This window comes from Agromyces cerinus (genome assembly GCF_016907835.1).
GTDB classification, from domain to species: Bacteria; Actinomycetota; Actinomycetes; order Actinomycetales; family Microbacteriaceae; genus Agromyces; species Agromyces nitratus.
This window is the reverse complement of the sequence record NZ_JAFBCT010000001.1, coordinates 3,260,604-3,286,625: the sequence shown is the minus strand read 5'-3', so window position 1 is coordinate 3,286,625 and position 26,022 is coordinate 3,260,604. Positions and strand designations below refer to the sequence as shown.

20 protein-coding genes are annotated in these 26,022 nt (G+C 70.5%); 13 read left to right on the top strand and 7 right to left on the bottom strand.

The window, feature by feature from the left end; genetic code table 11:
- Positions 1–34 precede the first annotated feature (34 nt).
- From JOE59_RS15300 to JOE59_RS15280, 5 genes are all read left to right on the top strand, one after another.
- On the top strand, positions 35–1,075 hold the full coding sequence (locus tag JOE59_RS15300) for an ABC transporter permease (protein ID WP_204461913.1): 1,041 nt from the start codon (positions 35–37) through the stop codon (positions 1,073–1,075).
- Positions 1,072–1,884 (top strand): ATP-binding cassette domain-containing protein, encoded by an 813-nt coding sequence (locus JOE59_RS15295; RefSeq protein WP_204461911.1) that lies wholly within the window; start codon positions 1,072–1,074, stop codon positions 1,882–1,884. The genes JOE59_RS15300 and JOE59_RS15295 overlap by 4 nt, the downstream gene beginning before the upstream one ends.
- Positions 1,881–2,234, top strand: coding sequence for a putative quinol monooxygenase (locus tag JOE59_RS15290; protein WP_204461909.1), 354 nt, complete (start codon positions 1,881–1,883; stop codon positions 2,232–2,234). Before JOE59_RS15295 ends, JOE59_RS15290 begins: the two co-directional genes overlap by 4 nt.
- Before the next feature lie 100 nt (positions 2,235–2,334).
- Positions 2,335–2,979 (top strand): TetR/AcrR family transcriptional regulator, encoded by a 645-nt coding sequence (locus JOE59_RS15285; protein WP_204461907.1) that lies wholly within the window; start codon positions 2,335–2,337, stop codon positions 2,977–2,979.
- A 48-nt stretch (positions 2,980–3,027) separates the two neighbouring features.
- Complete coding sequence (locus JOE59_RS15280) at positions 3,028–3,987, top strand: DUF389 domain-containing protein (RefSeq protein WP_204461905.1); 960 nt, start codon at positions 3,028–3,030, stop codon at positions 3,985–3,987.
- Between the two features lie 57 nt (positions 3,988–4,044).
- On the opposite strand, the gene JOE59_RS15275 is transcribed toward JOE59_RS15280, so the two are convergent.
- Together JOE59_RS15275 and JOE59_RS15270 are read right to left on the bottom strand one after the other, a co-directional pair.
- Positions 4,045–5,085 (bottom strand): DUF2804 domain-containing protein, encoded by a 1,041-nt coding sequence (locus JOE59_RS15275; RefSeq protein WP_204461903.1) that lies wholly within the window; start codon positions 5,083–5,085, stop codon positions 4,045–4,047.
- A gap of 133 nt (positions 5,086–5,218) precedes the next feature.
- Positions 5,219–7,927 (bottom strand): immune inhibitor A domain-containing protein, encoded by a 2,709-nt coding sequence (locus tag JOE59_RS15270; protein ID WP_307837090.1) that lies wholly within the window; start codon positions 7,925–7,927, stop codon positions 5,219–5,221.
- A gap of 536 nt (positions 7,928–8,463) precedes the next feature.
- Here JOE59_RS15270 and JOE59_RS15265 point away from each other — a divergent pair.
- A complete protein-coding gene (locus tag JOE59_RS15265) occupies positions 8,464–10,713 on the top strand; it encodes a hypothetical protein (RefSeq protein ID WP_204461892.1) in 2,250 nt (749 codons plus the stop codon).
- Between the two features lie 133 nt (positions 10,714–10,846).
- Positions 10,847–11,236 (top strand): hypothetical protein, encoded by a 390-nt coding sequence (locus JOE59_RS15260; protein ID WP_204461890.1) that lies wholly within the window; start codon positions 10,847–10,849, stop codon positions 11,234–11,236.
- A gap of 27 nt (positions 11,237–11,263) precedes the next feature.
- Here the strand turns inward: JOE59_RS15260 and JOE59_RS15255 are convergent, their stop codons facing one another.
- From JOE59_RS15255 to JOE59_RS15240, 4 genes are all read right to left on the bottom strand, one after another.
- Complete coding sequence (locus JOE59_RS15255) at positions 11,264–11,956, bottom strand: HAD hydrolase-like protein (RefSeq protein ID WP_307837089.1); 693 nt, start codon at positions 11,954–11,956, stop codon at positions 11,264–11,266.
- Between the two features lie 91 nt (positions 11,957–12,047).
- The gene (gene nucS, locus JOE59_RS15250) at positions 12,048–12,743 is read right to left on the bottom strand and encodes an endonuclease NucS (RefSeq protein WP_204461888.1); all 696 of its coding nucleotides are present in this window, start codon (positions 12,741–12,743) and stop codon (positions 12,048–12,050) included.
- 48 nt (positions 12,744–12,791) lie between these two features.
- A complete protein-coding gene (locus tag JOE59_RS15245) occupies positions 12,792–14,093 on the bottom strand; it encodes an MFS transporter (RefSeq protein ID WP_204461886.1) in 1,302 nt (433 codons plus the stop codon).
- Positions 14,094–14,311: 218 nt separating this feature from the next.
- On the bottom strand, positions 14,312–16,900 hold the full coding sequence (locus JOE59_RS15240) for a collagenase (protein ID WP_204461884.1): 2,589 nt from the start codon (positions 16,898–16,900) through the stop codon (positions 14,312–14,314).
- 335 nt (positions 16,901–17,235) lie between these two features.
- Between JOE59_RS15240 and tdh the strand changes: the two genes are divergently transcribed.
- From tdh to JOE59_RS15225, 3 genes are all read left to right on the top strand, one after another.
- Positions 17,236–18,279, top strand: coding sequence for an L-threonine 3-dehydrogenase (gene tdh / locus JOE59_RS15235; RefSeq protein ID WP_204463430.1), 1,044 nt, complete (start codon positions 17,236–17,238; stop codon positions 18,277–18,279).
- Between the two features lie 2 nt (positions 18,280–18,281).
- Positions 18,282–19,469, top strand: coding sequence for a glycine C-acetyltransferase (locus JOE59_RS15230; RefSeq protein ID WP_204461874.1), 1,188 nt, complete (start codon positions 18,282–18,284; stop codon positions 19,467–19,469).
- A 238-nt stretch (positions 19,470–19,707) separates the two neighbouring features.
- Positions 19,708–21,279, top strand: a complete 1,572-nt coding sequence (locus tag JOE59_RS15225; RefSeq protein ID WP_204461872.1) for a fibronectin type III domain-containing protein — start codon at positions 19,708–19,710, stop codon at positions 21,277–21,279.
- 114 nt (positions 21,280–21,393) lie between these two features.
- Here JOE59_RS15225 and JOE59_RS15220 read toward each other — a convergent pair whose 3' ends face one another.
- The gene (locus JOE59_RS15220) at positions 21,394–22,158 is read right to left on the bottom strand and encodes an SDR family NAD(P)-dependent oxidoreductase (protein WP_204461870.1); all 765 of its coding nucleotides are present in this window, start codon (positions 22,156–22,158) and stop codon (positions 21,394–21,396) included.
- Positions 22,159–22,244: 86 nt separating this feature from the next.
- Between JOE59_RS15220 and JOE59_RS15215 the strand changes: the two genes are divergently transcribed.
- The 3 genes from JOE59_RS15215 (at position 22,245) to JOE59_RS15205 (ending at position 25,974) form a co-directional block, all read left to right on the top strand.
- Positions 22,245–23,312 (top strand): LacI family DNA-binding transcriptional regulator, encoded by a 1,068-nt coding sequence (locus JOE59_RS15215; RefSeq protein WP_204461862.1) that lies wholly within the window; start codon positions 22,245–22,247, stop codon positions 23,310–23,312.
- Positions 23,313–23,389: 77 nt separating this feature from the next.
- Entirely contained in the window at positions 23,390–24,331 is a 942-nt protein-coding gene (locus JOE59_RS15210; RefSeq protein WP_204461860.1) for an ABC transporter ATP-binding protein, read from the top strand.
- Positions 24,328–25,974: an ABC transporter permease gene (locus JOE59_RS15205; protein ID WP_204461858.1), complete on the top strand. Its 1,647-nt coding sequence runs from the start codon at positions 24,328–24,330 to the stop codon at positions 25,972–25,974. Before JOE59_RS15210 ends, JOE59_RS15205 begins: the two co-directional genes overlap by 4 nt.
- The last annotated feature ends 48 nt before the right edge of the window (positions 25,975–26,022 follow it).

Sequence of the window (26,022 nt, the reverse complement as noted above, 5' to 3'; positions counted from 1 at the left end):
GCACCGCTCACTCACCGAACAACGGAGTATCAACGTGACCCAGCAGACCACCGAGCCGCCGACGTCGGCGCTCGACCTGGCCGAGGAGTTCCTCGACCGCACGACGCCACTCAGCCGCGTCCGCAACATCCTGCACCGCTACCCGGCCGTGAGCCCGGCGATCGTGCTCGTGCTCGCCGTCATCGTCTTCGGCCTGCTCAACGACCGCTTCCTGAACCCCGCGAACCTCTCGCTCATCACGCAGCAGGTCGCCGTGGTCGGAACACTCGCCGTCGCCCAGACCCTCATCATCCTCACCGCAGGCATCGACCTCTCGGTCGGCGCGGTCATGGTGCTGAGCTCGATGGTGATGGCGCAGACGAGCGTGCAGCTCGGCCTCCCGGGGGTGCTCGCCCTCTTCCTGGGCCTCGTCGTCGGACTCGCGGCCGGCGCGTTCAACGGCTTCCTCGTCACCCGTCTGAAGCTGCCCCCGTTCATCGTGACCCTCGGCACGCTCAGCATCTTCGTCGCGCTCACCCTGCTGTACTCGGGGGGCGCCACCGTCCGCGGTGCGGAGATGCCCGAACTGCTCACCTCGATGGGCGCCACCTTCAACATCGGCGGCGTGAACTTCACGGTCGGTGTGCTGATGATGCTGCTGCTCTACGTGGTGGTCGCCCTGATCCTCGGGAAGACGGCCTGGGGCCGACACGTCTACGCGGTCGGCGACGACCCCGAGGCCGCGCGCCTCGCCGGCATCAGCGTCAACCGGGTGCTCATGAGCGTCTACCTCGCGGCGGGCGCGATCCTCGCGCTCGGCGCCTGGATCCAGATCGGTCGCACGAACGCGGCGTCGCCCAACGCGGGCGCAGAACTCAACCTCGACTCGATCACCGCCGTCGTCATCGGCGGCACGAGCCTCTTCGGCGGTCGCGGCACCGTGTGGGGCACCCTCCTCGGTGCGCTCATCGTCGGCGTGTTCCGCAACGGCCTGTCACTCGCCGGGCTCGACGTGCTCTGGCAGACCTTCGCCGTCGGCGTGCTCATCATCGTCGCCGTCTCGGTCGACCAGTGGATTCGAAAGGTACGCAAATGACCACCGCAACGGATGCCGCGGGCCAGGCGCCCGCCGCCGGCCCCGCAGAGACCCGCACCCCGATCCTGCGCGCACGCCGGCTCGTCAAGACCTTCGGCCGGGTCGTCGGACTCGACGGGGTGAGCCTCGAGCTCTACCCGGGCGAGGTGCTGGCCATCATCGGCGACAACGGCGCCGGCAAGTCGACGCTCATCAAATGCCTCACGGGCGCCGAGATCCCCGACGAGGGCGAGATCTTCCTCGACGAGAAGCCGGTGCACTTCAAGCGCCCGCAGGATGCGCGTGCCGCGGGCATCGAGACGGTCTACCAGAACCTCGCGGTCTCGCCCGCGCTCGACGTGGCCGCGAACCTGTTCCTCGGGCGCGAGGAGCGCAAGCGCGGCATCCTCGGCTCGGTCTTCCGCGTCGTCGACCAGAAGGGCATGCGCGAGAAGGCGCGCAACGAACTGCGCGCGCTCGGCATCTCGACGCTGCAGGACGTGACCGTGCCGGTCGAGAACCTCTCGGGCGGACAGCGTCAGGCTGTCGCGGTCGCGCGTGCCGCGGCCTTCGGGTCGAAGGTGGTCGTGCTCGACGAGCCGACCGCAGCGCTCGGCGTGCGGGAGTCGAACCAGGTGCTCGAGCTCATCAGGAACCTGCGCGATCGCGGAATCCCGGTCATCCTCATCTCGCACAACATGCCGCACGTGTTCGACGTGGCCGACCGCATCCACATCCAGCGCCTCGGCAAGCGTGCGGCGACGATCACGCCGCAGACGCACTCGATGACCGACGCGGTCGCGATCATGACCGGCGCAGCACGCGAATGACGGTGACGAATGGCTCGGCTCGGGTCGAACTCGTGGCTGAGTTCACTGCCAGGCCGGGGTGCGAGGAGGAGGTGGAACGCCTTCTCCTCGCCTTCACGGGCGAGGTGCGCCAGGAGCCGGGATGCCTCGACTTCACGCCGCATCGGGTCGAGGCGCCCTCGGTCGGCAGGCCGGGGGTTGCCGAGCCGGTCGCGGCGGGCAGCCGCTTCATCGTCAGCGAGGTCTACCGCGACAGCGAGGCGTTCGCAGCGCATCTCGCCGCTCGGCACGGTGCAGCGTTCAACTCGGCGCTCGCTCCGCTCATCGAGGAGCCGGCATCGATGCTGACCTTCCTCAGGTCGATCGCCTGACGGCGCCGCGCAGTCGACCACGGGAGGTGCGGAAGGGGCGATGCAACCCGGGAGAATGGTCGGAGCGCCGAATCCTGCGCCCGGACCCACGAGGAGCACCATGAAACCCGGACCGAGGCGCAGCGTCAGCCAGGTCGACATCGTCGATGCGGCGTTCGAGATCCTCGAGCAGAAGGGCTTCGCCGCCGTCTCCGTGCGCGGCGTCGCCGCGGCACTCGGCCTCACGCCCACGGCGATCTACACCTACTTCCCGTCGAAGAACGCGCTGCTGCGCGCGATGGTCGAGGAGCTCCTGTCGAGCCTCGACCTGGCCGCGGCCGCCGATCCCGGCGTCGCCTGGCGCGAACGCGTGCACGCGCTCGCCGCGGCCCTGCGTGCGCGCATCGCCGAGCACACCGGCGCCATGGTGCTCGTCACGAGCGGCCCGCTCGACGGGCGCCACGCGCTCGGCCTCAACGAAACCCTCATCGCCGGCTTCATGGCCGAGGGGATGTCGCAGGACGACGCCGCTCGTGCCGCCTACGCCGTACGTGCCCACGTGCTCGGCGTCGCCGCCCTCGACGCCGCCGAGCGGGTCGACGAGGTCGAGACCGCCGCCGACACGTCGACGGCCGGCGCGCTGTGGTCGGATGCCGCGAGCCACCCGCTCACCGAGGCGACCGCGCACCTCATGGCAGACGGCGCCGAGCCCTCGGCGTTCGCGTGGGGCCTCGACCGTCTGCTCGACGGACTCCTCGCCACCTGATCCGCGCGGCGCGGCGGCCGAGCCATCCGCTCGCGCCAGACTGGCACGGTGCTGCACCTGAGGATGATCGTCCCGACTCCGCTGCGCGCCGACGTCGATGGCGTGCTGCGTGCTGCGGACTCACCCGTCTCGAACCTCATCTCCCTGCCCGGGGCGGGTCTCGACCCCGCGGGCGACGTGCTCCTCTGCGACGTCGACCGCGACGCCGCGAGCGGACTGCTCGCGCAGCTGCACGCGGTCGGGCTCGACCAGCAGGGATCGATCGCGATCGAGTCGGTCGACCTCGCGCTCGGCCGCCAGCGCCGTCGCAGCGCTGCGGCGGTCTTCGGCAACGATGACGACGCGGTGGTGTGGGAGGAGGTCGAGGCGCGCACCGACGACGAGGTGCGACTCTCGGCGACGTTCCTCGTGTTCATGACGGTCGCGACGCTCATCGCCGCGGTCGGCGTCGTGACCGATCAGCCCATCCTCATCGTCGGCGCGATGGTGGTCGGCCCCGACTTCGGGCCGCTCGCCGCGATCGCGGTCGGCATCGTGCGCCGGCGCCCACGAGTGGTGTGGCGCTCGACGGCGACCCTGCTCATCGGCTACGTCGGCGCCATCGTCGTGACGATCGGCTTCGCGCTCCTGCAGCAGGCGATCGGCCTGTTCCCCGTGGATCCGCTCGAGGCGAGCCATCCGCTCACCGAGTTCATCTGGCAGCCGAACGCCCTCAGCTACGTCGTCGGCTTCCTCGCGGGCATCGCGGGGGTGCTCTCGCTGACCTCGGCGAAGTCCGGCGCGCTCATCGGCGTGCTCATCTCGGTGACGACGATCCCCGCTGCGGGTGCGATCGCGGTCGGCATCGCGGCGGGCGAGTGGGCGCAGGCCGGGAGCGCCGCCGTGCAGCTCGGCATCAACCTCGTCGCCATCGTCACGGGTGGCGTGCTGACGCTCTCGGTGCAGCTCGAGGTGCAGCGGCGGGCGTTCCGGCGGCGGCAGGAGCGGTTGCACACGCCTCGCAGCTGAGCCGGGCGCCCGGCCTGCCGATCGCGACGCGAGTTCGAGCGAGCCGAGCGGATGCCGCTACCAGCGGTTCTTCACGAACTCCGCCCAGCCCAGCAGGGCTTCGACGGGCACCGCCGTGCCCGAGTCATCCGTCACCGTGCCGCGATAGGTGCCGAAGCACTGGTGCGTCTCGGTGTGGATGACCCCGAGCGCGGTCTTCGCGTACCGGTCGTGGAACGGCGTGAAGATCACGTCGACGCGGTCGCCGGTGATCGTCCACGGTCGCAGCCAGTCGCTCGGGTCGAAGCGCCAGTCGAGCTCGGCGCCGAGCTTGTGCAGTCGCCCGTCGACCGAGAGCGCATTCTCGGTCGATCCGGTGCCGTCGGTCCAGAGGCCGCCGAGCTGCAGCCCGAGGCGTCGCCCGTGCTCGATGCCCGATGCGGCGCCCCAGTGCCAGCGCATCGAGTACGGCCATCGGCCGCGCCCGTGGTCGAGCACCGCCCAGCTCTCGCCGGCGGGCAGTTCGTGGGTCACCCCGTCGATCGTGACCGTGCCGCGGGCGGGCCGCGCGACATCCTTCACCGTGTACTGGAACCTCGTGTCGCTCCACGGCACGACGACGCCGAGCGCCTCGTGACCGTCGGGCCGTTCGGCGACGATGTCGATCGCGACGCGCTTCGTCGTCGCGACGATGCGGGTGCCCGAGGCCGAGTCGGTGATCGTCGTCTCGATGCCCGGTACCCGTGCCGTCGCGGGCCGCGCCCCATCGCCCTCGCCGAGCGAGCCGGGCAGGTCGACGCCGCGGGAGAGCGGGGTGATCGCGCTCGCGTCGATGTCGGTCGCGGCGGCCCGGTCGAACACCCACACCTGGTTCAGCGTCGCGTAGTCGAGCATGGCGACCGTCACGGCGACGATGTGGTCGGGGGTCGTGATGCCCCAGTACTCCCAGCGCTTGTTGCGCCCCGTGCCCCTGCCGCGGGCGCCGATTCCGGAGGTGTCGTGCAGCGGATGCCGCGTCCACCCGACTGCCGCGGGGTTCAGCCTGCCGTTCGGCAGCGTCAGCGAGACGGGCTCGGTGATCTCGCGCTCATGCGTGAGCGCGGTTCGGGCGTCGTTCACGGCACCTCCTCGTGCGTCGTCGGCCAGTGTACGGCCGGCGGGTCTGCTCGCTGCACCGGCGTCCGGTGGAGATGCGGCGAGGCGCCGACCCCCCGAAGGGAGCCGACGCCTCGTCGTCGTGCGTGTCGCTGGATCAGCCTGCGGTAGGCGGGGTGATCGTGATGAGCGCCGACTGGTTGCCCTTGAACGCCTTCTTCACCTCGATCACGGTGCCGTAGCCAACGCCGTCGTCACCGGGGTTGCCGGTGCCGAAGACGCCGCCGAGCGGGCTGGCCGCGCCGTACAGGTCGGTCAGCGGGTTGCCGTCGAAGTCGACGATCCGCGTGCTGTACGGGGCGTTTCCGAGCGACGGAACGACTGCCGAACCGTCGCGGAAGCGGCGGGCCAGTCGACCGTCGGGAAGCACCTCGAGGCCCGAGGTCCAGCCGAGGTCGTCGGTGAAGGTGCTCACCGGCGCGCGCGACGGGATGTCGGTGCAGTACTCGGTCGTCAGCTCCGCACCCGCGATGCACTCCGTGAAGGCGTGCGTCGGGGTGAGGCCGAAGGCGACGTCGGAGGACTGCGCACGCGACGGCAGGTTGTGCTGCAGCGTGCCGTCGGCCGCGGCGGCGTCACCGGTGCGACGCAGCGGGTCGAAGTGGCTGTCGACGAGCAGCAGCCCGCCCTTCGCCCCGTAGCTCGGCAGTGCCGTCTCGTTGGTGCGCACGTGGTTGGTGTTGCCGTAGGTCGTGTCGCGGTACCAGACCAGCGCTCCGGGAGCGTTGTACGCGACCTTCTCGACCTTCCACGCACCGGCGCTGTACACCGAGTTGTAGCCGTACTTCAGGCCCTCGTCGAACCCGTCGAAGTTGCGCCACTCCACCATGTAGTACTGCGCCTTGCTCGACGTGCCCGTGTCGATACGCCAGCCGGGGCCGGTCGTGTCGGCGAAGGTGGTGACCTCGGCGGTCCAGCCGTTGTCGCCGCTCTCGACGTCGTCGGCCCAGACCTCGGTCGCTCCGCTCGTGACGGCGAAGTCGTCGGCGAACCATCCGCGCTCCTGGAATGCGGCATCGGTGGCGAGGCGCAGGCGCACCCCGACCGTGGTGCCGGCATATGCCGAGAGGTCGACGTACTGGCGAGCCCAACCGTCGGAGCTGCCCGTGAGGCCGTACTTCTTGTCACCGAAGGTGTGAAGGTTGCCGTTCGGGTCGGGGTAGCCCTCGGCCGTGGTGGCCTCGGTGCCGTCTTCGTTGTAGACCTTGACGTCGGTCCACGTGTCGCCGCCGTCGGTCGAGACCTCGACGAAGCCGAAGTCCCAGTCCTCCTCGATGACGAAGTTGTTGCTCATCCAGAACTTCGCGTCGGTCGGGACGTCGACCGTGCGGGCGATGCGGATGTCGCCCCAGTCCTGGTCGGCTCCGGTGTACCACATGTTCTCGCCGCTGGCCGGCTCGGCCAGGGTGACGACCTTGTCGGGAAGGTTGACCTTCACGCCGTCCTCGGTGCCCTTGGGTGCGCGGGACGTCTGGCCGACCTTGATGGTCTCGGTGTCGTCACCGGGGTTCATCACCACGGGGTCGACCCAGCCGAGCACCCACTTGTCCCAGATGCCCATGTGGGTCGGCATCGACTGGAAGATGGGGCCGGAGTGCGAGCCGGAGCTCATGAGGTCCCAGAAGTCGACGTCGGAGTTGCCCTGGTTCGAGGTGTCGTACAGGTCGGGCAGGCCGAGGTCGTGGCCGTACTCGTGTGCGAACACGCCGACGCCCGAGTCCTCGGGCTGCACGATGTAGTTCGACAGCTGGAGGTCGGTGCCCGGGATGTCCGCGCCGCCGGCGACAGCCGAGGAGTGCGCCCAGACTGCGTAGGTGCCCTGCGCGCCGCCGCCACCGGACTTGTCTTCACCGGCGTGCACGAGCACGACGTGGTCGATGACGCCGTCGGGCTCGTTGAAGTCGCCGTCGCCGTCGCGGTCGCCCTGGTCTTCGATGTCGTAGTCGGCCCACGGGAAGTCGGGCTGCGCCTGTGCGAGTGCTGCGACTGCGTCGATCGGCAGCTGGCCCGGCCCCTTGGGGTTGTCGGGGTGACCCTGCTGGTCCTGGATCTCGCCGGCCTCGTAGACGCCTTCGTCGTTCAGGAAGCAGGTGCTCGCGCCGTACCAGGCCTCGGAGTGCGGCACGGTGATCCACGGGGTGGCCTCACCGGTGACGGTGTAGGCGCCGCGGGACATCTCCTCGTACATCGACTTCATCGTGTAGCCGGAGATGTCGAAGCCGGGCTTGCCGTCGGGCCCGGTGAGGTCGGTGCGCACTCGCTCGGTGATGCCTTCGTCGGTGAAGAGCATCTTGTTGAAGTGCTCCGACGAGAAGTCGGGCACCCACATCGAGTTGTTGTCCTCGAGCTCGTAGTCGGCCGGGTTCGGGATGCCGTTGTGCGTCGGGCCGTTCTGCACGTTGCCGGGCATGCACTGCTTCGAGCCGAACTCGGTCGGCACGTAGGTGTCGCTGAAGTCGTCGTTCGCGTTCTCGTCGAACTCGACGAGGATCGTGAGGAGCTTCGCTTCCTGCGTGGACTCGGCCTGCTTGAAGTTCGACTTCTTGGGCTTCTTGTCCTTCTTGGGCTGCTTCAGCTCCTTGGGGTTCTTGCCCGTGGCGATCGACTTCGCCTCCAGCGTGGCGAGCCCCTTCGCCGCGATCGGGTTGCCCTGCGAGTACTTCGCGTCGAACGCCTCGGCGTCGGCCTGAACCTGCGGTGCCGACTTCGCCGTCGCGCCATCGACGAGGACTTCGCCGTCGGTGTCGAACTGGCCCTCGATGCGAGGTGCGGCGTAGTTCATGTAGTACTCGGAATCGCTGATCACCGGTGGCGACACCGGCGATTCAGCAGCGACCGCTCCCGTAGCGCCGAATGACACCAGACCGGTGGCAGCGAGCGCGAATACCGGGATGACCGCAACCGCGCGCCTCCGCGCGCGGCCCGTGAATCCAGACATGCTTCTCCCTTCGAGCGCCCCGTGGAGGTGACCGCGGGGCGCGTACGACGTCCGTCGGTGGGCGAACGTACTCGGAATACTGCCGTGCGAGGCGGCGCCTATGGAAGAGCTGGGAGAGCATTTCCGAACCACGACGCATGTCTGTTGCGCAGCTCTGCGAATTCGCGTCGATCATGCGCGTTCGCACTGCGTGCGGGGCGGATCTCATGCACGGTTGTTCATGAGCATGCGTCATGATATGCGTGAGCTGTGAGGCATCCGCTCGACGGTGCGCGCCCCCCTGGCGGGGGGTCGCGCACATCTCGGTCGAGGCATACTCTCGAGCCATCCCCGCAGCAATGCGCTGCCCGGCTGAGCGCCCTTCCGTTCGATCGCTTCGATCCATCGAATCTGGGGGGATCTGAATGCTCCGTCCCGTCGCATCGGCCGTGGCCGCGGTCTGGCTGGCCCTCGGCACCGTGCTGCTGAGTGCCGTCCCGGCGTCCGCGACCGGACAGGGACCGAAGCCCCCGGTCGTCTCGTACGCCTTCGCGCCTGCGGAGGTGACCGTCGACGCGGTGCCGGGCAAGGGATCGCATGTGGCCGCGGTGAGTCTCCTCCGGCTGTCGGGCGGGGCCGTCGTCGATGCCTGCGGCAGCGACCGAAGCGACCGGCATTCCGCCCCCGTGCACTGCACGTTCAGCGGCCTCGGCGCCGGCGCCTGGCGGCTGCTCACCGAGCAGAGCCACGGCAACGGGCACGGGTACACGCCCGGCAAGCTGTCGATCGACGAGTACATCGTCGTGCCGGCACCGCCATCGATCGACACGGCCGCCCTCGCCGCCGACGGCTCGGTCGCGCTCGGCGGCACGGGTGCGCCCGGCGACACGGTCACCGTCTCCGCCGCCGCCGGGAACCGGGTCTGCGACGTCCCGATCGACGAGTCGGGGCACTGGAGCTGCCGCGTGGCCGGCCGCAACGGCGCGGATGCCGCGTTCAGCGCGATCGAGGAGAACACGCGGTCGCGCGGCGAGCAGACGGCATCGGGGTACCGCGCCGGCGCACTGTCGGCGCCGAGTGCGGCGACCGGCGTCGTGGCGGCGCCGATCCGGCTGGACCCGAACTGGAGCTTCTCCCTCGACGGCATCGACCTGAGATCCATCCGGCCGGGCACCACCTTCTCCGTCAGGGCCGCGGGCCTTCCGCCCGGACTGAACGTGCTCGTCGAGCTGCACTCCGACCCGGTGACCCTCGCGACGGCCACCGTCGGCGGCGACGGCAGGTTCTCGGCCACGGCGACGATCCCGCACGACGTGCAACCCGGCCAGCACCGCATCGTCGTGACGTTGTCCGGCGCGGGCATCACTTCGGCGCAGAAGGAGGCGGTCGTCACGATCGTCAGTCCGCCCGGGAGTCCGCCCGTCGACCCGCCCGCGCGCGCGCCGGTCGTGGCGCCCGTCGTCGCCCCGGTCGCCGCCGCCCCGGTCCGCGGATTCGTGGACGGCCGGGTGGCTCCGGTGGCCGCCGTGCCGTTGAGCGCCGTGGTCGCCGCCGAGGCGCGCCCCGGGCCCGCCGCGCCGCCCGCCGCCGTCGCGGAGGCGGAGCCCGAACACGAGCCCGTCGCCGAGGAGGAGCACCCCGCCGAGCATGCGGAGGGCGAGGTCGCGCCGAACATGCTCACCGGCGCGCTCCAGCGCATCCAGGACGTCGTGTCGAATCCCGCGGCGGTCGCCTCCGCGTTCTCCATCGGCCTCGTGCTGATCATCCTGGCTGCCGTGCCCGCGCATCTCTTGAACGCGACGATCGCGGAGCAGTACGAGCGCTTCAGCGGGCCACTGGCGCGCTTTCGACGGCCTGCGTGGTTCGTCGCCCTGTCTGCATGGATGACGAAGGAGTCGGCGATCGCGGGCCTCGGGCTCGTTCTCCTGACCGCCGTGCTGTTCGGCTTCGGCGATCCGCACTTCGGGTTCAACGATCACTCGCTCAGGCTCATCCTCGCCGCGGCCATCGCGATGTTCTTCGTGTTCTTCGTCTCGACGTGGCTCACCGGATTCATCCTCAAGCAGCGCTGGTCGGTCCTGACGACGGTGAGCCTGCGCCCCCTTGGCCTGATCCTCACGCTCCTCGGCGTGATCGCGTCGCGTGCCCTCGAGTTCTCGCCCGGCTTCCTCATCGGCTTGGTGATGGGCCTCTCGATGCCGCAACCCGCGATGAAGCAGTACGCCTGGCGAGCGGTGGCGATCCGCTCGTCGATCATCATCGTCTTCGGTCTGGCGGCATGGGTCGGCTTCAGCATGCTGACGGCTCACGGCGAGCCGCACGACTTCGTCGGGGCGCTCGTCGTCGAGACGCTCGTCGCCATCACGACCGAGGGAATCGTGCTGCTCCTGATCGACCTGATGCCGTTCAAGCTGCTCTCGGGTGAGCTGCTGTTCGCCCATTCGAAGCTGCTCTGGGGGGCGTTCTACCTCACCGTCACCGTGATCTTCGTCATCGGAGTGGCGGCCTGGGAGGGGCACTGGCGCGAGCTCGGCGGCGCGCTCTGGCTGTGGATCGTCGTCGTGGCGACCTTCGGACTGGCCGCCATCGCGGTCTACCTCTACTTCAGGTTCTGGGCGCCGCCGCTGCCCGAGGAGACCGCTGACGAGGAGGAGCCGCTCGCCCGCATCGAGTGATGCGGACGGCCGTCGTCACGGTTCGAGCCGGGCTGTCGCGTGCCATCCGCCCGGTCTACGCTGAATCCGACGGCGCTCCGCGCCGCGGGGCGGGGGTGCCGCGATGGTCGACCGAACGAGGACGAGCGAGCGGATGCCCCGTGCAGGGCGCCGCTCGGTGTCGCTGCTGTGCGCCCTCGCGGCCGGCGCTCTCGCCCTCGCCGGGTGCACGACCGGAACCGACACCCTGCCGGCGCCGGTCGTCGTGCAACTCGACGACATCGACGGCGAGACGATCGAGGTCGTCGACGGCAACGTGATCGACCTGGCCGGTGACGACGAGACGTACGCCGACTGGGACGCCGAGATCGAAGATCCGACGATCGCCCGGTTCACGCCGGGCGGTGACGACGGGAGCGCGCAGTCCAATCCGGGCCTCACGGCGACCGCCGTCGGAACGACCGCGGTGACGCTCGAGAACGGCGCGACCGGTGACACGATCTCGTTCACGGTCGAGGTCGTACCGGTGGCTTCGGGTTACTGACGCCGTCGTTCGGCTGGAGACGCGGCGTCAGCCGAGCAGGAGGCTCCGCAGCTGGTCGGCGGAGTGCACGACGGCCATGGCGTCGCCGGCTTCGGAGGGGGAGCCGTAGCCCCACTCGACGAGGATCGTCGGCACGCCGTTCGCGAGCGCGCCGAGCGTGTCGTAGCCGCGGTCGCCGACCATCACCGCGTGTTCGGTGCTGATGTCGAGCGCCTGCAGGCGGCGCAGCGCCTCGGCGACGACGTCGGCCTTCGTGCTGCGCTCCTCGTCGTCGCTCGCGCCCGCGATGACGGTGAAGTACTGGCTGAGGCCGGTGTGGTCGAGCACCTTGCGGGCCATCGACTCGGGCTTCGAGGTCGCGAGCGCGACGGGGATGCCGGCGGCGTGCAGCCGCTCGAGCACGCCGGCGACGCCCGGGAACACGGGGGAGCGCAGCACGTGCTCGCCGTAGTGGTCGCGGTAGATGTTCAGCGCCTCCCACGCCTCGGCGTCGTTGAAGCCGGCGGTCATGCGCAGGCTGTCGAGCAGCGGTGGGCCGACGTAGCCGCGCAGCACCTCGTCGCTCGGCACGGGCAGCCCGAGCTCGGTGAACATGTGCGCGAGCGAACCGGTGATGTCGGAGGCCGAGTCGACGATCGTGCCGTCGAGGTCGAACAGCACCGCCGACCAGGTGCGGGTCGGTGTGGTCGTCTTGAGGATCGTCAGGGGCTCGGTGGTCACCGTGACATCCTAGGGTGCGAAAGTTCGAGCAACACTCAGGTTTCCCGAGGGTGGTGGGCGCCGGTCGCCACCGGTCTGTGGACTTTGCTGCTCAGAAGAGCGTCGGCACGCCGCTGTCGACGCCGCGCATCGCGTCGTAGTCGAGCACGACGCAGCGGATGCCGCGATCCTCCGCAAGGGTGCGGGCCTGGGGCTTGATCTCCTGCGCCGCGAAGACGCCGGTCACGGGCGCGAGGTGCGGGTCGCGGTTCATGAGCTCGAGGTAGCGGGTCAGCTGCTCGACGCCGTCGATGTCGCCGCGGCGCTTGAGCTCGACGGCGACCGAGGCGCCCGAGGCATCCGTCGCCAGGATGTCGACCGGGCCGATGGCCGTCATGTACTCGCGGCGCACGAGCCGGTGACCGTCGCCGAGGAGTTCGATCTGCTCGGCGAGCAGTTTCTGCAGGTGCGCCTCCACGCCGTCCTTCTGCAGGCCGGGGTCGACGCCGAGCTCGTGGTTCGAGTCGTGCAGCACCTCGTGGATCGAGACGGTGAGCTGGTCGGCCGTCTTCTGGTGCACGACCTTCCAGAGCTCGACGATGCCGGCAGAACGCTGGTCGTCGTCGGGCTCGAGCGTCGTGAGGGTGCACGGCGGGCTCATCCAGTTGAGCGGTTTGTAGCTGCCGCCGTCGGAGTGCACGAGGAGGCTGCCGTCGCCCTTCACCATCAGCAGGCGGGTGGCGAGCGGGAGATGTGCCGCGAGGCGTCCGGCGTAGTCGACGGAGCAGCGGGCGATGACGAGACGCACCAGTCGAGTGTACGGCGAGCGGTTGTGTTCGACGGCCTGACGCGGGCGTCAGGCCTGTGCGGCCGGGGCGTCTGACTCGCCGCCCGTGGCACCCGGCTTGCCCGAGCGTTCGCGCGCCGCGGGGGCCGCGAGCCCGGCCATGACCATGAGCGCCAGGATCACGAGCAGGGCGTTCAGCAGCCCGAAGTGCTCGCCCAGGAAGCCGATGAACGGCGGGCCGACGAGGAAGGCGCAGTAGCCGATGATCGCAACGGCGCTCACCCGGGCGGCGGCCTGGGTGCGATCGGGCACGTCGGCGGCAGCCGACATGCCGACCGGGAAGCCCATCGACGCGCCGATGCCCCACAGCACGGTGCCGACGACGATCACCCACATCTCGGTGCCGAAGATGAAGAGGCTGAGCCCGACCACGCCGGTCGCGGCGAGCACGCGGAGCGTCGCGACCCGGCCGAAGCGGTCGACGAGCGGGCCGCCGAGCACGCGAGCCGTCGTCATCGACACCGCGAAGACCGTGAAGATCGCGGCGCCCACGGCCGGGTCGAAGCCGTGGCCGTCGACCGCCGCGAGCGTGAGCCAGTCGTTCGCCGATCCCTCGGCGAACGACATGCCGAGCATGATGACGCCGATGAGCAGGAGGCGCACATCGCCCCAGACCCTGAGGCCGTCGCGGAACCGTTCGGTCCACGGGCGTGCGGATGCGGCATCCGCTCGCTCATCGGCTGCCGCCGGGTCGCCGAGCTCGCTGCGCTTGGGCACGAACCGCACCGCGACGATCGCTCCGACCGCGATGCCCGCGCCGATCACGGAGAGGTGCACGACGACCGGGACGGCGAGCGCCGCCGCCGCGGCCGCCATGCCGGCGCCCGCGACCGTGCCGAACGAGAAGAACGCGTGCATGAGCGGCATGAGCGTGCGGCTGATCTCGCGCTCTGCCTCGGCGCCCTCGACATTCATCATGACGTCGACCGCGCCGTTGCCGAAGCCGGCGAACGCGAGCCCGATCACGATGAGCGGGATGGACGGCAGCGCCGAACCGCCGATGCCGATCAACGCGAGGCCGAGGGAGACCGCGATGAGCGCGCCCGCCATGCCCGTGCGCGCGCCGAAGCGGGCCATGAGCGGGGGAGCGGCGATGAGGCCGAGCACTGCGGCGATGGAGCCGGCGAGGATCACGAGTCCGACGCCCTGGGTGCTGAGCCCCGTCTGGTCACGCACCTCGGGAAGGCGCGCGACCCAGCTCGCGAGACTGAGCCCCGAGAGGAAGAAGATGGCGAAGATCGCATTGCGCCAGGCGAGGAGTTCGCGGCGTGCGCGGTTCGTGGTGGCGGTTGCGCGGAGGTGGTCGGTCATCGTTCAGCTTCTGTCGTCGTGTCTGTGCGTCTGTGCGTCGTGTCTGTGCGTCGAGTCGGTGCGTCGAGTCGGCGTCGTGAGCCATTCGAACCCCGAATCGAATCGATTCGATTCGGTGATCAGTGAACGATATCCGTCGTGAGGGCGAACCGCAACCGGCACGACGACGGCCGTGCCGCCCGGGAATCCCGGGCAGCACGGCCGCCCCTGTCGAAGGATCAGTAGCTGGCGGTGACCGTCACCCCCGCGAAGTCCTCGACCCCGGTCAGGCCGACGTAGTTCCACCCGGCTGCCGGCCAGGCCACCACGACGCTCTCCTCGTTGCTGCCGGGGGTCGTCGAGCGCGCGACGTGCGCGTTCGCGCCGGCCCAGCCGTAGCAGTTGTAATAGAGGTCGGCGTCTCCGGTGCCGCCGGTCGTCGTGACGGTCACCTGTGCGGTGCCCGCCGGAATCCAGATGAACAGGCCGTCGGTGTCACCGCGCGCAGCGGAGCGCCCTGATCGACTGCACTCGTCGTCGAGCTGGCGGAGGTCGGAGCCCGTGCACTCGGGGAGTGCCGGGGTGCCGCCGTCCGCCACCGTGACGGGGAGCGTGACCGTGCCGGTCGCCCCGTCGTCGTCGGTCACCGTCAGCGTGACCGAGTACGTGCCGGCGGCGGCGAAGGCGATCGTCGGGTTCGCCTCGGTCGACTCCTGCCCGTCGCCGAACTGCCAGCGGCGCGAGGCGATCGTGCCGTCCTCGTCGGTCGACGTGTCGGTGAAGCCGACCTCCAGGCCGTCGGCCGAGATGGCGAACGATGCCACGGGAACGCGGTTGACCGGGTCGGTGCCGCCGCCGAGATCGTCGCTGCAGTCGCCCGCCGCGCATCGGGTGAGGTACGCCGCGAAGTCGGCGTCGTACCGCGTGCCGATCGTGTCGGTGATGTAGGTGCGGGCCGCGTCCCAGTCGCCGGCGCGGTACGAGCCGAGGATGGTCTGCAGCTCGCTGGGGCGTTCGTTGAGCATGAACGCCGCGGCGAGGTACCCCCAGCGGTAGACTCGCTCCTGGCCGTGGTCGTAGTTCGTGTCGAAGAGCTGGCTGAGCGTGTAGGTGCCCTGCGCGGCCGCCGCCTGCGCGGCCGTGTAGTCCTCACCCCGGTAGTGGTACGAGATGAACTCCGCGAAACCCTCGACCCACCAGATCGTTGGCGTCTGCATGCCCTCCTCGAAGTCGCCGTGCATGTTGAAGCGGCCGTCGAGGTAGTGCGTGTACTCGTGGTTGAGGTTCCACACCGCGAACGCCGGGCGAAGCCACTCGGCCTCGTAGGCGATGAACCGCGCGACGTTGTCGGCGGCCGAAGGGTCGCCCTCGAGGTACATGCCGCCGTTGTTGGTGTCGATGCCGAAGATCGCACCCGCGTAGCTCTGGTAGTCGCTGCTCGAGTCGAACACGACCACCTCGATGCTGGAGTTCACGTCGTTCGGCACCGCCCCCGGGTCCTTCGCGACCGCATGGAAGTACCGGTCCTGCGCGAGCAGGCTCGAGCAGCTCGCGGTGAGCTGCTCGGCGCTGATCTCCTGAGCGCGGATCGTGATGCTCGAGGAGCAGTCGTGCTCGGTGACGAGCACGGCTTCGGCGACGCGCTCGCCGAGGTCGCAGGTGCCGTAGTCGGCGCACGCCTCGGGGTCGTAGTAGTTCGCCATCTGGCCGAGGGCGACCCACAGCTGCGCGGTCGGTCCGTCGAGCGAGGTGCGGGTGAGCAGGTCGGTCACGAGCGGCTTCGCCGCTGCGCGCACGGAATCGTCGCCGAGGAAGCGGGCGAGCTCGCGACCGGCGTTCGTCGGCAGGAAGGCGGTGTCGCCGCCGAGCCGGTCGAGGTGGGCGACGGCGAAGTCGCGCAGCGTGGTGAGGATCGACGGATCCGCGGCCACGGCGGCGACGAACTCGGGCACCTGGTGGCCGCGGAACAGCACCGTGAACACGTTGTTCACGGCGTTGCGCATCCACCACAGCGCCTCGTACTCGGCGTCGTATTCGGTGAGCAGCCGCTCGACGACGTCGAGGTAGCGGTCGTTGAGCACGGCGCTGTCGATGAGGATGACGGCCTCGCCGAGCACCTCGCCGTTGGCGTCGGTGACATCGCGCGAGCGCGGGTTGCCGAAGAAGGCGTCGAGCGCCCCGGCCGCGGCGTTCGACAGCGACGCCCCGTAGTCGCCCACGTTCTCGGCGTCGTAGAACTGCACGTAGTAGCCCGCCCGCAGGAACAGCACGAGCTGGCCGGCCGACGTGGAGTTGTCGCCCGGGTAGGAGCCGGCGACGGTGCGGAGCGCGTTCGCGACGGTGATCATCTGCGCTTCGGCGAAGATCGACTTGGCGTCGGCGCCCTTCACGAGGAACAGCGAGTTGATGCAGTCCATGGGGCTCGCAACGATCAGGTCGACGAGCGACTGGCCGCTCGCTGCTGCGAAGCCCGCGGTGCTGCACTCCGCGGCCGCCGCCGCCTGCCGGGCGGACGGGGCGCCCGAGGCCCCGGTTGCTCCGGCCGACGGCCGGTCGGGAACGGCGACCTCGTCACCGGCCTCGGTGCGGTGCACCTCGGTGTTCGCCGTGAGCGGTGCCGCCGGCTCCGAGTCGAGCTCGGGCCCGAGCGCTTCGCCGGAACCCGTGGCTGCCGCGCCCCCGGTGTCGGCCGCCGGGCCGGAGCCCGACGGCACCGGATCGGGCGGTGCCGCCGCGTTGGCCCCCAGCGGGGCGCCGAGGCTGAATGCGAGTACGAGCGACAGCGCGATGGCTGTGCCGGTTCCGCGTCGTCGGATGGGTTGGGTCATCGTCGACTCCTGAATCATCTGCTGCGGATCGAAGACCCCGGCACTGCAGGTTCCCGACCCGGTGCGATCTCCGGCCCCCGGCCGGAGTGGCGCGGCGTCTTCGCTGCACCGCGGACAGTGTGTCATATATCACACGTCACGCGCTACAATTCGTTCGATGGACCGCGGCCGACAGCGTTTCGCGCCCGCTCCCGGGCTGGCGGCATCCCTGCACCAGCCCGAGGCATCCGCAGCATCGCCGGTACGATGGCTGAGTCATCCGGCGCATCCACCGGACCACTCGCATGAGCCGCCGCACCCAGCGGTTCATGTTCTCAACAATGGAGTTTCTTGCGATGAAGGCCCTCTACAAACCTGCACCCGGCGCCGGCCTGGAGTACGTCGATCGGCCGGAGCCCGAGACGGGCCCCGCCGACGTGAAGATCCGGGTGCTGCGCACCGGCATCTGCGGCACCGACCTGCACATAGAGAAGTGGGACGACTGGGCCGCGTCGACGATCGCCGCGCCGCTCATCCCCGGCCACGAGTTCTACGGCGAGGTCGTCGAGGTCGGGCCGCTCGTGCACGACGTCGCCGTCGGCGACCGCGTCTCTGGCGAGGGGCACATCGTCTGCGGCATGTGCCGCAACTGCCGCGCCGGGCGCCGCCAGATGTGCATCCGCACGAAGGGCGTGGGCCTCCACCGCGACGGCGCGTTCGCCGAGTACGTCGTGCTGCCCGGTGAGAACGTCTGGGTGCACCACGCCGACATCGAGCCCGAGGTCGGTGCGATCTTCGACCCGTTCGGCAACGCCGTGCACACCGCGCTCGCCTTCTCGGTCGTCGGCGAAGACGTGCTCGTCACCGGCTGCGGGCCGATCGGACTCATGTCGATCGCGGTCGCCCGGCACGTCGGCGCCCGCTTCATCGTCGCAACGGATGTCTCGCCCGCACGCCTCGACCTCGCCCTCTCGATGGGCGCCGACGCCGTCGTCGACGTCTCGAAGGAGCGGGTGCGGTCGGCGCAGGAGCGCCTCGGCATGCGGGAGGGCTTCGACGTCGGCTTCGAGATGTCGGGTTCGGCGAGGGCGCTGCCCGAGATGATCGAGAACATGAACCACGGCGGCCGCATGGCGTTGCTCGGCCTGCCCGCAGAGCCGTTCGCGATCGACTGGGGCAAGGTCGTCACCCACATGCTCACCATGAAGGGCATCTACGGGCGCGAGATGTTCGAGACCTGGAACTCGATGAGCGCGATGCTGCAGACGAGCCCGCAGCTGCGCTCGCGCGTCGCCTCGATCATCAGCGACCGCTACCCGGCGCGCGACTGGCGCGCGGCGTTCGATGCGGCCGCCTCGGGCGGCGTCGGCAAGGTCATCCTCGACTGGACGGAGCTGTAGACATGTACGGAACGGTGAAGGAGCAGTTGCGCGCGGAGCTCGACGAGATCGAGGCCGCGGGGCTGACCAAGCGCGAGCGCGGCATCCACGGCCCGCAGTCGTCCGAGATCGAAGTGGCCGGCCGCGAGGTGCTGAACTTCTGCGCGAACAACTACCTCGGGCTCGCGAACGACCCGCGCATCGTCGCGGCGGCGCATGCCGGGCTCGACGACTGGGGCTACGGGCTCGCGAGCGTGCGATTCATCTGCGGCACGCAGGAACTGCACCTCGAGCTCGAGCGGCGCGTCTCCGACTTCCTCGGCTACGACGACACGATCCTCTTCTCCTCGTGCTTCGATGCGAACGGCGGCGTCTTCGAGGTGCTCTTCGGGGCCGACGACGCGATCATCTCCGACGAGCTGAACCACGCTTCGATCATCGACGGCATCCGCCTCTCGAAGGCCCGGCGCTACCGCTACAAGAACCGCGACCTCGCCGACCTCGAGGCGCAGCTGGTCGCGGCATCCGATGCCCGCCGCCGGGTGATCGTGACCGACGGCGTCTTCTCGATGGACGGGTACATCGCGCCGCTCGCCGAGATCTGCGATCTCGCCGACAGGTACGACGCCCTGGTGTTCGTCGACGACTCGCACGCCGTCGGCTTCGTCGGCGAGCACGGCCGGGGCACGCCCGAGCACTGCGGCGTCGAGGGCCGGGTCGACATCACGACCGGCACCTTCGGCAAGGCGCTCGGCGGGGCATCCGGCGGGTACGTCGCCGCCCGCCAGGAGATCGTCGACCTGCTGCGCCAGCGCGCGCGGCCCTACCTCTTCTCGAACACGCTCGCCCCGGCGATCGTGGCGGGCACGATCCAGGCGCTCGAACTGCTCGCCTCCTCGGGCGAGCTGCGCACGCGGCTGCGCGCGAACTCGGCCCTCTTCCGTTCACTGATGACGGATGCCTCGTTCGACCTGCTGCCCGGCGAGCACCCGATCGTGCCCGTGATGTTCGGCGACGCCGCACTCACCGCTCGCATGGCCGACGCCCTGCAGCGGCACGGGGTGTACGTCACGGCGTTCAGCTTCCCGGTCGTGCCCCGCGGGGCCGCGCGCATCCGCGTGCAGCTGTCGGCGGCGCACTCCGAAGACGAGATCCGGCGCTGCGTCGCGGCCTTCGTGGCTGCTCGCGACGAGGTGGCCGCACCCCGCTGACCGCGTCGTCTCGACTGCCCGTTCTGCCGCGCCGAACAGGGGATGTGGACAACTGAAACGGGCTCGCGCCCGGCCGATAGAGTTCGTGGGCACGCTCCCGGACTTCGGGTGGGATGCACGCATCGTGCCGCGCGGTGTCGCCGGCCGCTGCTCATCTGCGCGCGTGCACGCCGAGGAGAAGGGGACATCGATGGCTGTGAAGGCACGAAGGCGGCAGGGGGAGATCCGGTGGCGAAGGATGCTGCATCCGGGGGCGATCGGTGCAGCGCTCGCGCTGCTGCTCGTCACCGGTGGAGTCAGCGCCACCGCGACCGCCGCCGACTCGGTCACGACCGTCAGCGGGCGCATCGTCGGCAGTGACGGCGAGCCGATGGCGGGCGTCAGCGTGGCCGCGACCGCACGCCAGGGGTACTACGGCGATGAGCCGGCACCCGTGACGACCTCGGCATCCGACGGCACGTTCACGCTGAGCTGGGACATCGACATCAGCTACTACCGGGTGATGGTCGAACCGGTCGCGCCGTACGTCCAATCCCACGTCACGACGAGCGGCGGGCTGGCCTGGGGAGAATACGGGCCTGCGGCTCGCACGTTCCCCCACGGCGGTGCGTACGAACTCGGCGACCTCGAGCTGATCCGCGGCACCACCATGTCGGGAACGGTCGCCGTCAGCGGCCTGTCGCGTGAGACGACGGCGTACCTGGGCATCAGGAGCCTCGCGAACGACCAGGAGATCTCCACCTCGATCGCTCTGCAGAACGGCGCCAACCCGTGGCAGATCGCGGTTCCGTCGGGGAGCTACACGGCGCAGGTCGGCGTCGGCGTTGCAGGGCTTCACTCGGCCTTCGGTGGCACGACACCGACGCCCATCGTCGTCGACGGGGCGGGCGTCACCGGCATCGACATGGAACTGGAATCGAACGGTCGCGTGATCGACGGCACGATGCTCGACCCCGACGGTCGCGCGTCGACGGGCATCAGGGTCGGGATCCGCCCGGCAACCGGCAACGACTACAGCACGAGCCGCACCGCCGTCATCGGCGCATCCGGCGCATATGCGCTCGAGAACGTCGTTCCGGGCGAGTACCGCGTCGTCGTCGACGGTGCGGGTGCCGGGGACTCGTTGACCGGGTACTGGCAGGAGGGTTCGGCCACGCCGGTCTCCCTCGATGAGGCGACTGTGCTGCAGGTCACGTCGTCGACCCCGAGTCGCACGATCGACATGACGTTGCCGCGCCCGACCTCGAGCGAACCCCGCGAGGTCGTGGCGGTGGCCGGCGACGCTCAGGCGGTCGTGTCGTGGCAGGCGCCGGCGTCGCCCGGGATCATCCCGGTCCACCGGTACGTCGTCACGGCGCACCCTGGTGGCGCCTCGGTCACGGTGCCCGATGACCACACCAGTGCGACCGTGTCGGGCCTCTCGAACGGCACGGCGTACACCTTCACCGTCGTCGCCCAGAACTGGTGGGGCGCATCGCCTGTGTCGTCGGCGTCGGCCGCCGTGACGCCTGCGGCCGAGCCGGCGCCGCCGGTCGTCGAGTCGACGGTCGTCACGCGCTGCATCGGATCCACCGTCACGCTGTCCGGTCGTGTGCTGAACACGGAGAGCACTCCGATCTCGGTCGTGATCACGTCGGCGTACAGCACGAAGACCTTCGCCTCGGTTGCTCCGGGCACGTGGGCGAGCTTCGCCAGCACGACTCGCGCGGGCAGCGTGCCGGCGGGTGCCGTCGAGGTGACCGCGACCCGCCTGTCGGATGGCGTTTCCGTGTCGAGCAGCGTCGCCTACGACGGGCGCAGCTGCAGCTGACCCGGTGATGACGGGGCCCGTCCTGCCGAACGGCGGACGGGCCCTTGTCGATGCATGCACGGCGGGCACCGACCACGACCTGCCGGCGTGCTCGAATCGATCCCGCCGGGTGGGTCAGCGCCCCCGGGCCCCGACCCTGGCGCCCAGCGAGCGGGGTGCGAACCGCACGAGGCCGACGATCAGTCGATACCGAAGCGAGGGCACCGAGACGGCCTTGCCGCGCGCAGTGTCGCGCAGGGCCTCGGACACGACCGTTCGGGCGTCGAGCCACATCCAGCCGGGAACGCCCTCCTGCCCGGGCGGCAGGCCGAGTCGCTCGTGGAAGTTCGTGTGCGTGTAGCCCGGGCACACGGCCGTCATCGTGACCCCCTGCGGCCCGTACTGGCCGTTCGCCCACTCGCTGAACACGACCAGCCAGCGCTTGCAGGCCCCATATGTCGATCGCGGAATGAACGCACCGACCGACGCGATGTTGATGATGCGACCGCGCTTGCGGGGGAGCATCGCGCGGAGCGCCGCGTGGCTGAGGCGCATGGGCACCTCGACGTGGAGTTCGAGATGGCGCACCTCGTCGTCGATGTCGTTGCTCGCGAAGTCGAGCGGGAGGCCGAAGCCCGCGTTGTTGACGAGCAGGTCGACCGGTCGATCGGGGTCGGAGAGGCGCTCGACGACCAGTTTCAGGTGACGCGGCTTCAGCAGGTCGGCGCGCAGCACCTCGACGTCGACGCCGTGCGTGCGGCGGATCCGCTCGGCGAGCTCGTCGAGGGCGGTGCGATCGCGCGCGACGAGCACGAGGTCGGCTCCGGTGGCGGCGAGCTGGCGGGCGAACTCGGCGCCGAGTCCGGAGCTCGCGCCGGTGATGAGGGCGGTTCTCGACATGCGGCCGAGCCTAGGGGATGCCGCGCATCGGGCGCTCCGCGAACCGCAGATCGCCGATCGAATCGATTCGGCCTAGACTCGGGCGCATGCAGCCCGATGCCGCTTCCCGCCCGACGCTCGCCGACGTCGCGGCGCGCGCAGGGGTCTCGCAGTCGACCGCCTCGCTCGCCTTCAGCGGCTCGGGCCCGGTATCGGATGCCACGAAGGAGCGCGTGCTCGCCGCGGCATCCGATCTCGGATACGCCGGCCCCGACCCTCGCGCCCGGTCGCTCCGCCGCGGACGATCGGGCATCGTCGGCGTCGTGCTCGAAGAGCGCGTGCGTGCGGCGTTCCTCGACCCCGTGAAGATCCAGATGCTCGACGGCATCTCCGAGGGCATCGCGCCGCTCGGCGCCGGCCTCCTGCTCCTCACCGACACCGGCGTGGCGGGCGAGAGCGCCGTGAGCATCGAGAGTGCGCCGGTCGACGCGGTCGTGCTCATCGGCTGCAGCCCCCGTCTCGCCGTCTCGATCGAGGCGCTGCGTCGCCGCGGCATCCCCGCCGTGGCCATCGAGGGCGACACGGGCGAGGACATCCCCGAGATCTCGATCGACAACCTCCAGGCCACCAGGCGAGGCGCCGAGTACCTGCGGCAGTTGGGGCACACGGATGTCGCGATCGTGACGCTGCCCTTCGACGCCGCCCGCACCCGTGGCCCACTCACGGACGAACTGCTCCAGTCGGGCACTGCGGCGACGGCGACCCAGCGTCTGGCAGGAGCCCGCGAGATCTTCCCCGCGGCGACCGGGCGAGCCGCCGGCGCGAGCTCGATCGAGGAGGGGCTCGAGGCGGCGCGGGCGCTGCTCGCAGACCCGGCGAACCGCCCGACCGCGATCATCGCCCAGAGCGACCTGCTCGCGGCCGGCGTGATCCAGGCGGCCGAGGAGCTCGGCATGCACGTGCCGGGCGATCTCAGCGTGCTCGGCTTCGACGGCATCCGGGTCGACGGGCTGCAGCACGATCTCACGACGCTCGCGCAGCCCTCGGTCGCGAAGGGGCGCGCGGCCGGCGAGGCCGTCGTGCAGATGCTCTCGGGCGAGCCGCCCGAGTCGCGGTGCTTCACGAGCACGCTGCACGTCGGCGACACGACGGCGGCGCAGCGCACCGCTGGCTGAGGCTGCTCGCCGCAGTCGCCGTTAGGGATCCGTTAGGAAGATTCACAAATTTGTGAACCAAGCGTATCGTCGGCCTCATGAACACCGTCATCGAAACACGCGGCCTCGAGAAGCGCTTCGGCCGCGTGCGTGCACTCGACGGGCTCGACCTCAGTGTCGAGGCCGGCGAGGTGCACGGGTTCCTCGGCCCGAACGGCGCGGGGAAGTCCACCACCATTCGCGTGCTGCTCGGCCTGATCCGGGCCAGCGGCGGCCACGCGACGCTCTTCGGCCGCGACCCCTGGCGCGACGCCGTCGAGCTGCACCGTCGCATCGCCTACGTGCCGGGCGACGTGAACCTCTGGTCGAACCTCTCGGGCGGGGAGTCGATCGACCTGCTCACGCGCCTCCGCGGCGGCACGACCGACAAGCGCGCCTACGCGGCGCGGCGCGAGCACCTCGCCGAGGTCTTCCAGTTCGACCCGTCGAAGAAGGGTCGCACCTACTCGAAGGGCAACCGGCAGAAGGTCGCGCTCATCGCGGCCCTCGCCACGCCCGCCGACCTCTACATCCTCGACGAACCCACCTCGGGCCTCGACCCGCTCATGGAGGCGGTCTTCCGGCAGGAGATCGCGGCGCTCCTCGGCGACGGCGCGACCGTGCTGCTGTCGAGCCACATCCTCTCCGAGGTCGAGCACCTGTGCGACCGGGTGAGCATCATCCGCGCGGGGCGCACCGTCGAGACGGGCACGCTCGCCGAGCTCCGCCACCTCACCCGCACCGAGGTCTCGTTCGCCGGCGAGGGGCTCGACCCGGCCGGCTTCGCGGCGATCCCGGGCGCGCACGACCTCGTGGTCGACGGCGCTCGCGTGCGCTTCACCGCCGACTCCGACGCCATGCCCGACGTGCTCGCCGCCCTCGGCCGCCTGCGCGCCGGCGGCGTCACCGTGAACCCGCCCTCGCTCGAGGAGCTGTTCATGCGGCACTACCACGACGAGCTCGACGAGCCCGCCCGATCGAGCCTCGAGGGCGTGCGATGAACACCCTGCCGACCCTGCTGCTCGCGCGGTTCCGCCGCGACCGGGTGCAGATCATCGTGTGGCTCGCGCTCTTCGTGCTGCTCGAGGTCGCCGGCCGGGGCGCCGTCACCGAGACCTACGGCGATGAGGCCGAGCGGGCGAGCGTCATCAGGCTCGTGATCATGAGCCCGGCCATCCTGATGCTCCGCGGCACTCCGCAGGGCACCGACCCCGACGCGTTCCAGTTCTTCCTGCTGTTCGGTTTCCTCGGCCTCATGATCGGCCTGATGATGACGTTCCTCGCCGTGCGGCACACGCGCGGCGACGAGGAGGCGGGTCGCGCCGAGCTCGTCGGCTCGACGCCCGCCGGGCGCATCGCGCCGCTCCTCGCGACGGCGCTCGAGGGCGTCATCCTGAGCGTCCTGGTCGGCGCGATCATGGGCGGCGTGGCCTTCGCGTACGGCGCGGATGCCTCTGGCGCACTGCTCTACGGAGCGGCCATGTCGACCGTGGGCATCGCCTACCTCGGCGTCGGGCTCGCGTGCGCGCAGCTGATGCGCACCTCGCGCGGCGCCAACGGGCTCGCAGCCGCGATCGTCACCCTCGGCTACGCCTTCCGCGCGATGGGCGATGCCACCGGCACGGTGCAGCCCGACGGACTCAGCATGGAGCCGGGCTGGTGGAGCTGGCTGAGCCCCATCGGCTGGGGCCAGGCCGTGGCGCCGTACACGCATCAGCGCCTCTGGCCGCTCGCGCTCTGCGTGGGCCTCGGTGCAGTGCTCTTCGCCGCCTCGGCGTGGCTGCAGTCGCACCGCGACCTCGACTCGAGCATCGTGCCCGAGCGGGCCGGCCGCCTGCACGCGCCGCTGAGCCTCTCGGGTCCGATCGGCCTCGTCTGGCGCACGCTCCGCAACCCCGTCATCGGCTGGACCGCCGGCGGTGCGCTCTTCGGGCTCGTCCTCGGCGCCGTGGGGCAGACGGTCGTGGACCTCGTGAATACGCCCGACGGCCAGGAGGCCGGGCAGGCGATCAACGACACCCTCGCGTCGCTCGCGGGACCGAACGCCGAGGGCGGGTTGATCGACCTCTTCACGACGGGACTCTTCGCCTTCGTCGGCGTGCTCGCCGCCGTCGGCGGGGTGCAGGCGATCATGCGCGCCCGGCAGGACGAAGCCGGCGGCACCGCCGAGCTCGTGCTCGCGGCGCCCGTGTCGCGCCACCGCTGGTTCTCGGCGTACCTCCTGATCGGCGCCGTCTCGGTCGCCGCGGTGCTCGCCTTCGCGGTGCTCGGCGCCTTCGTCGGTCTCATCGGGTCGCCGGATGCCGGTGCCCGCATGTCGACCGTCGCCGAGGCCGGCCTCGCCCAGCTGCCGGCCTGTCTCGTGATCGTCGCGGTCGCCGCCCTCGTGTTCGCGCTCGTGCCGCGTGCGTCGATCGCCCTCGGGTGGACGGTGCTGCTCGTCGCGATCCTGCTCGGGCAGTTCGGCGGGCTCTTCGGCTTCCCCGAGTGGATGCGCGACATCTCGCCGTTCAGCCACACGCCGATCGTCACGGCCGAGACGATCGACTGGACCGCAGCATGGGTGATGGCCGGCATCGCCGTCGTCGTGGCGGCGGGGGCCACGGCCCTCGTGCGGCGACGGGATCTGGCACTCGGCGGGTGAACGTGGGCGCGGGGCATCCGCTGGACGCCCCGCTCGTTCTGTGAGGAT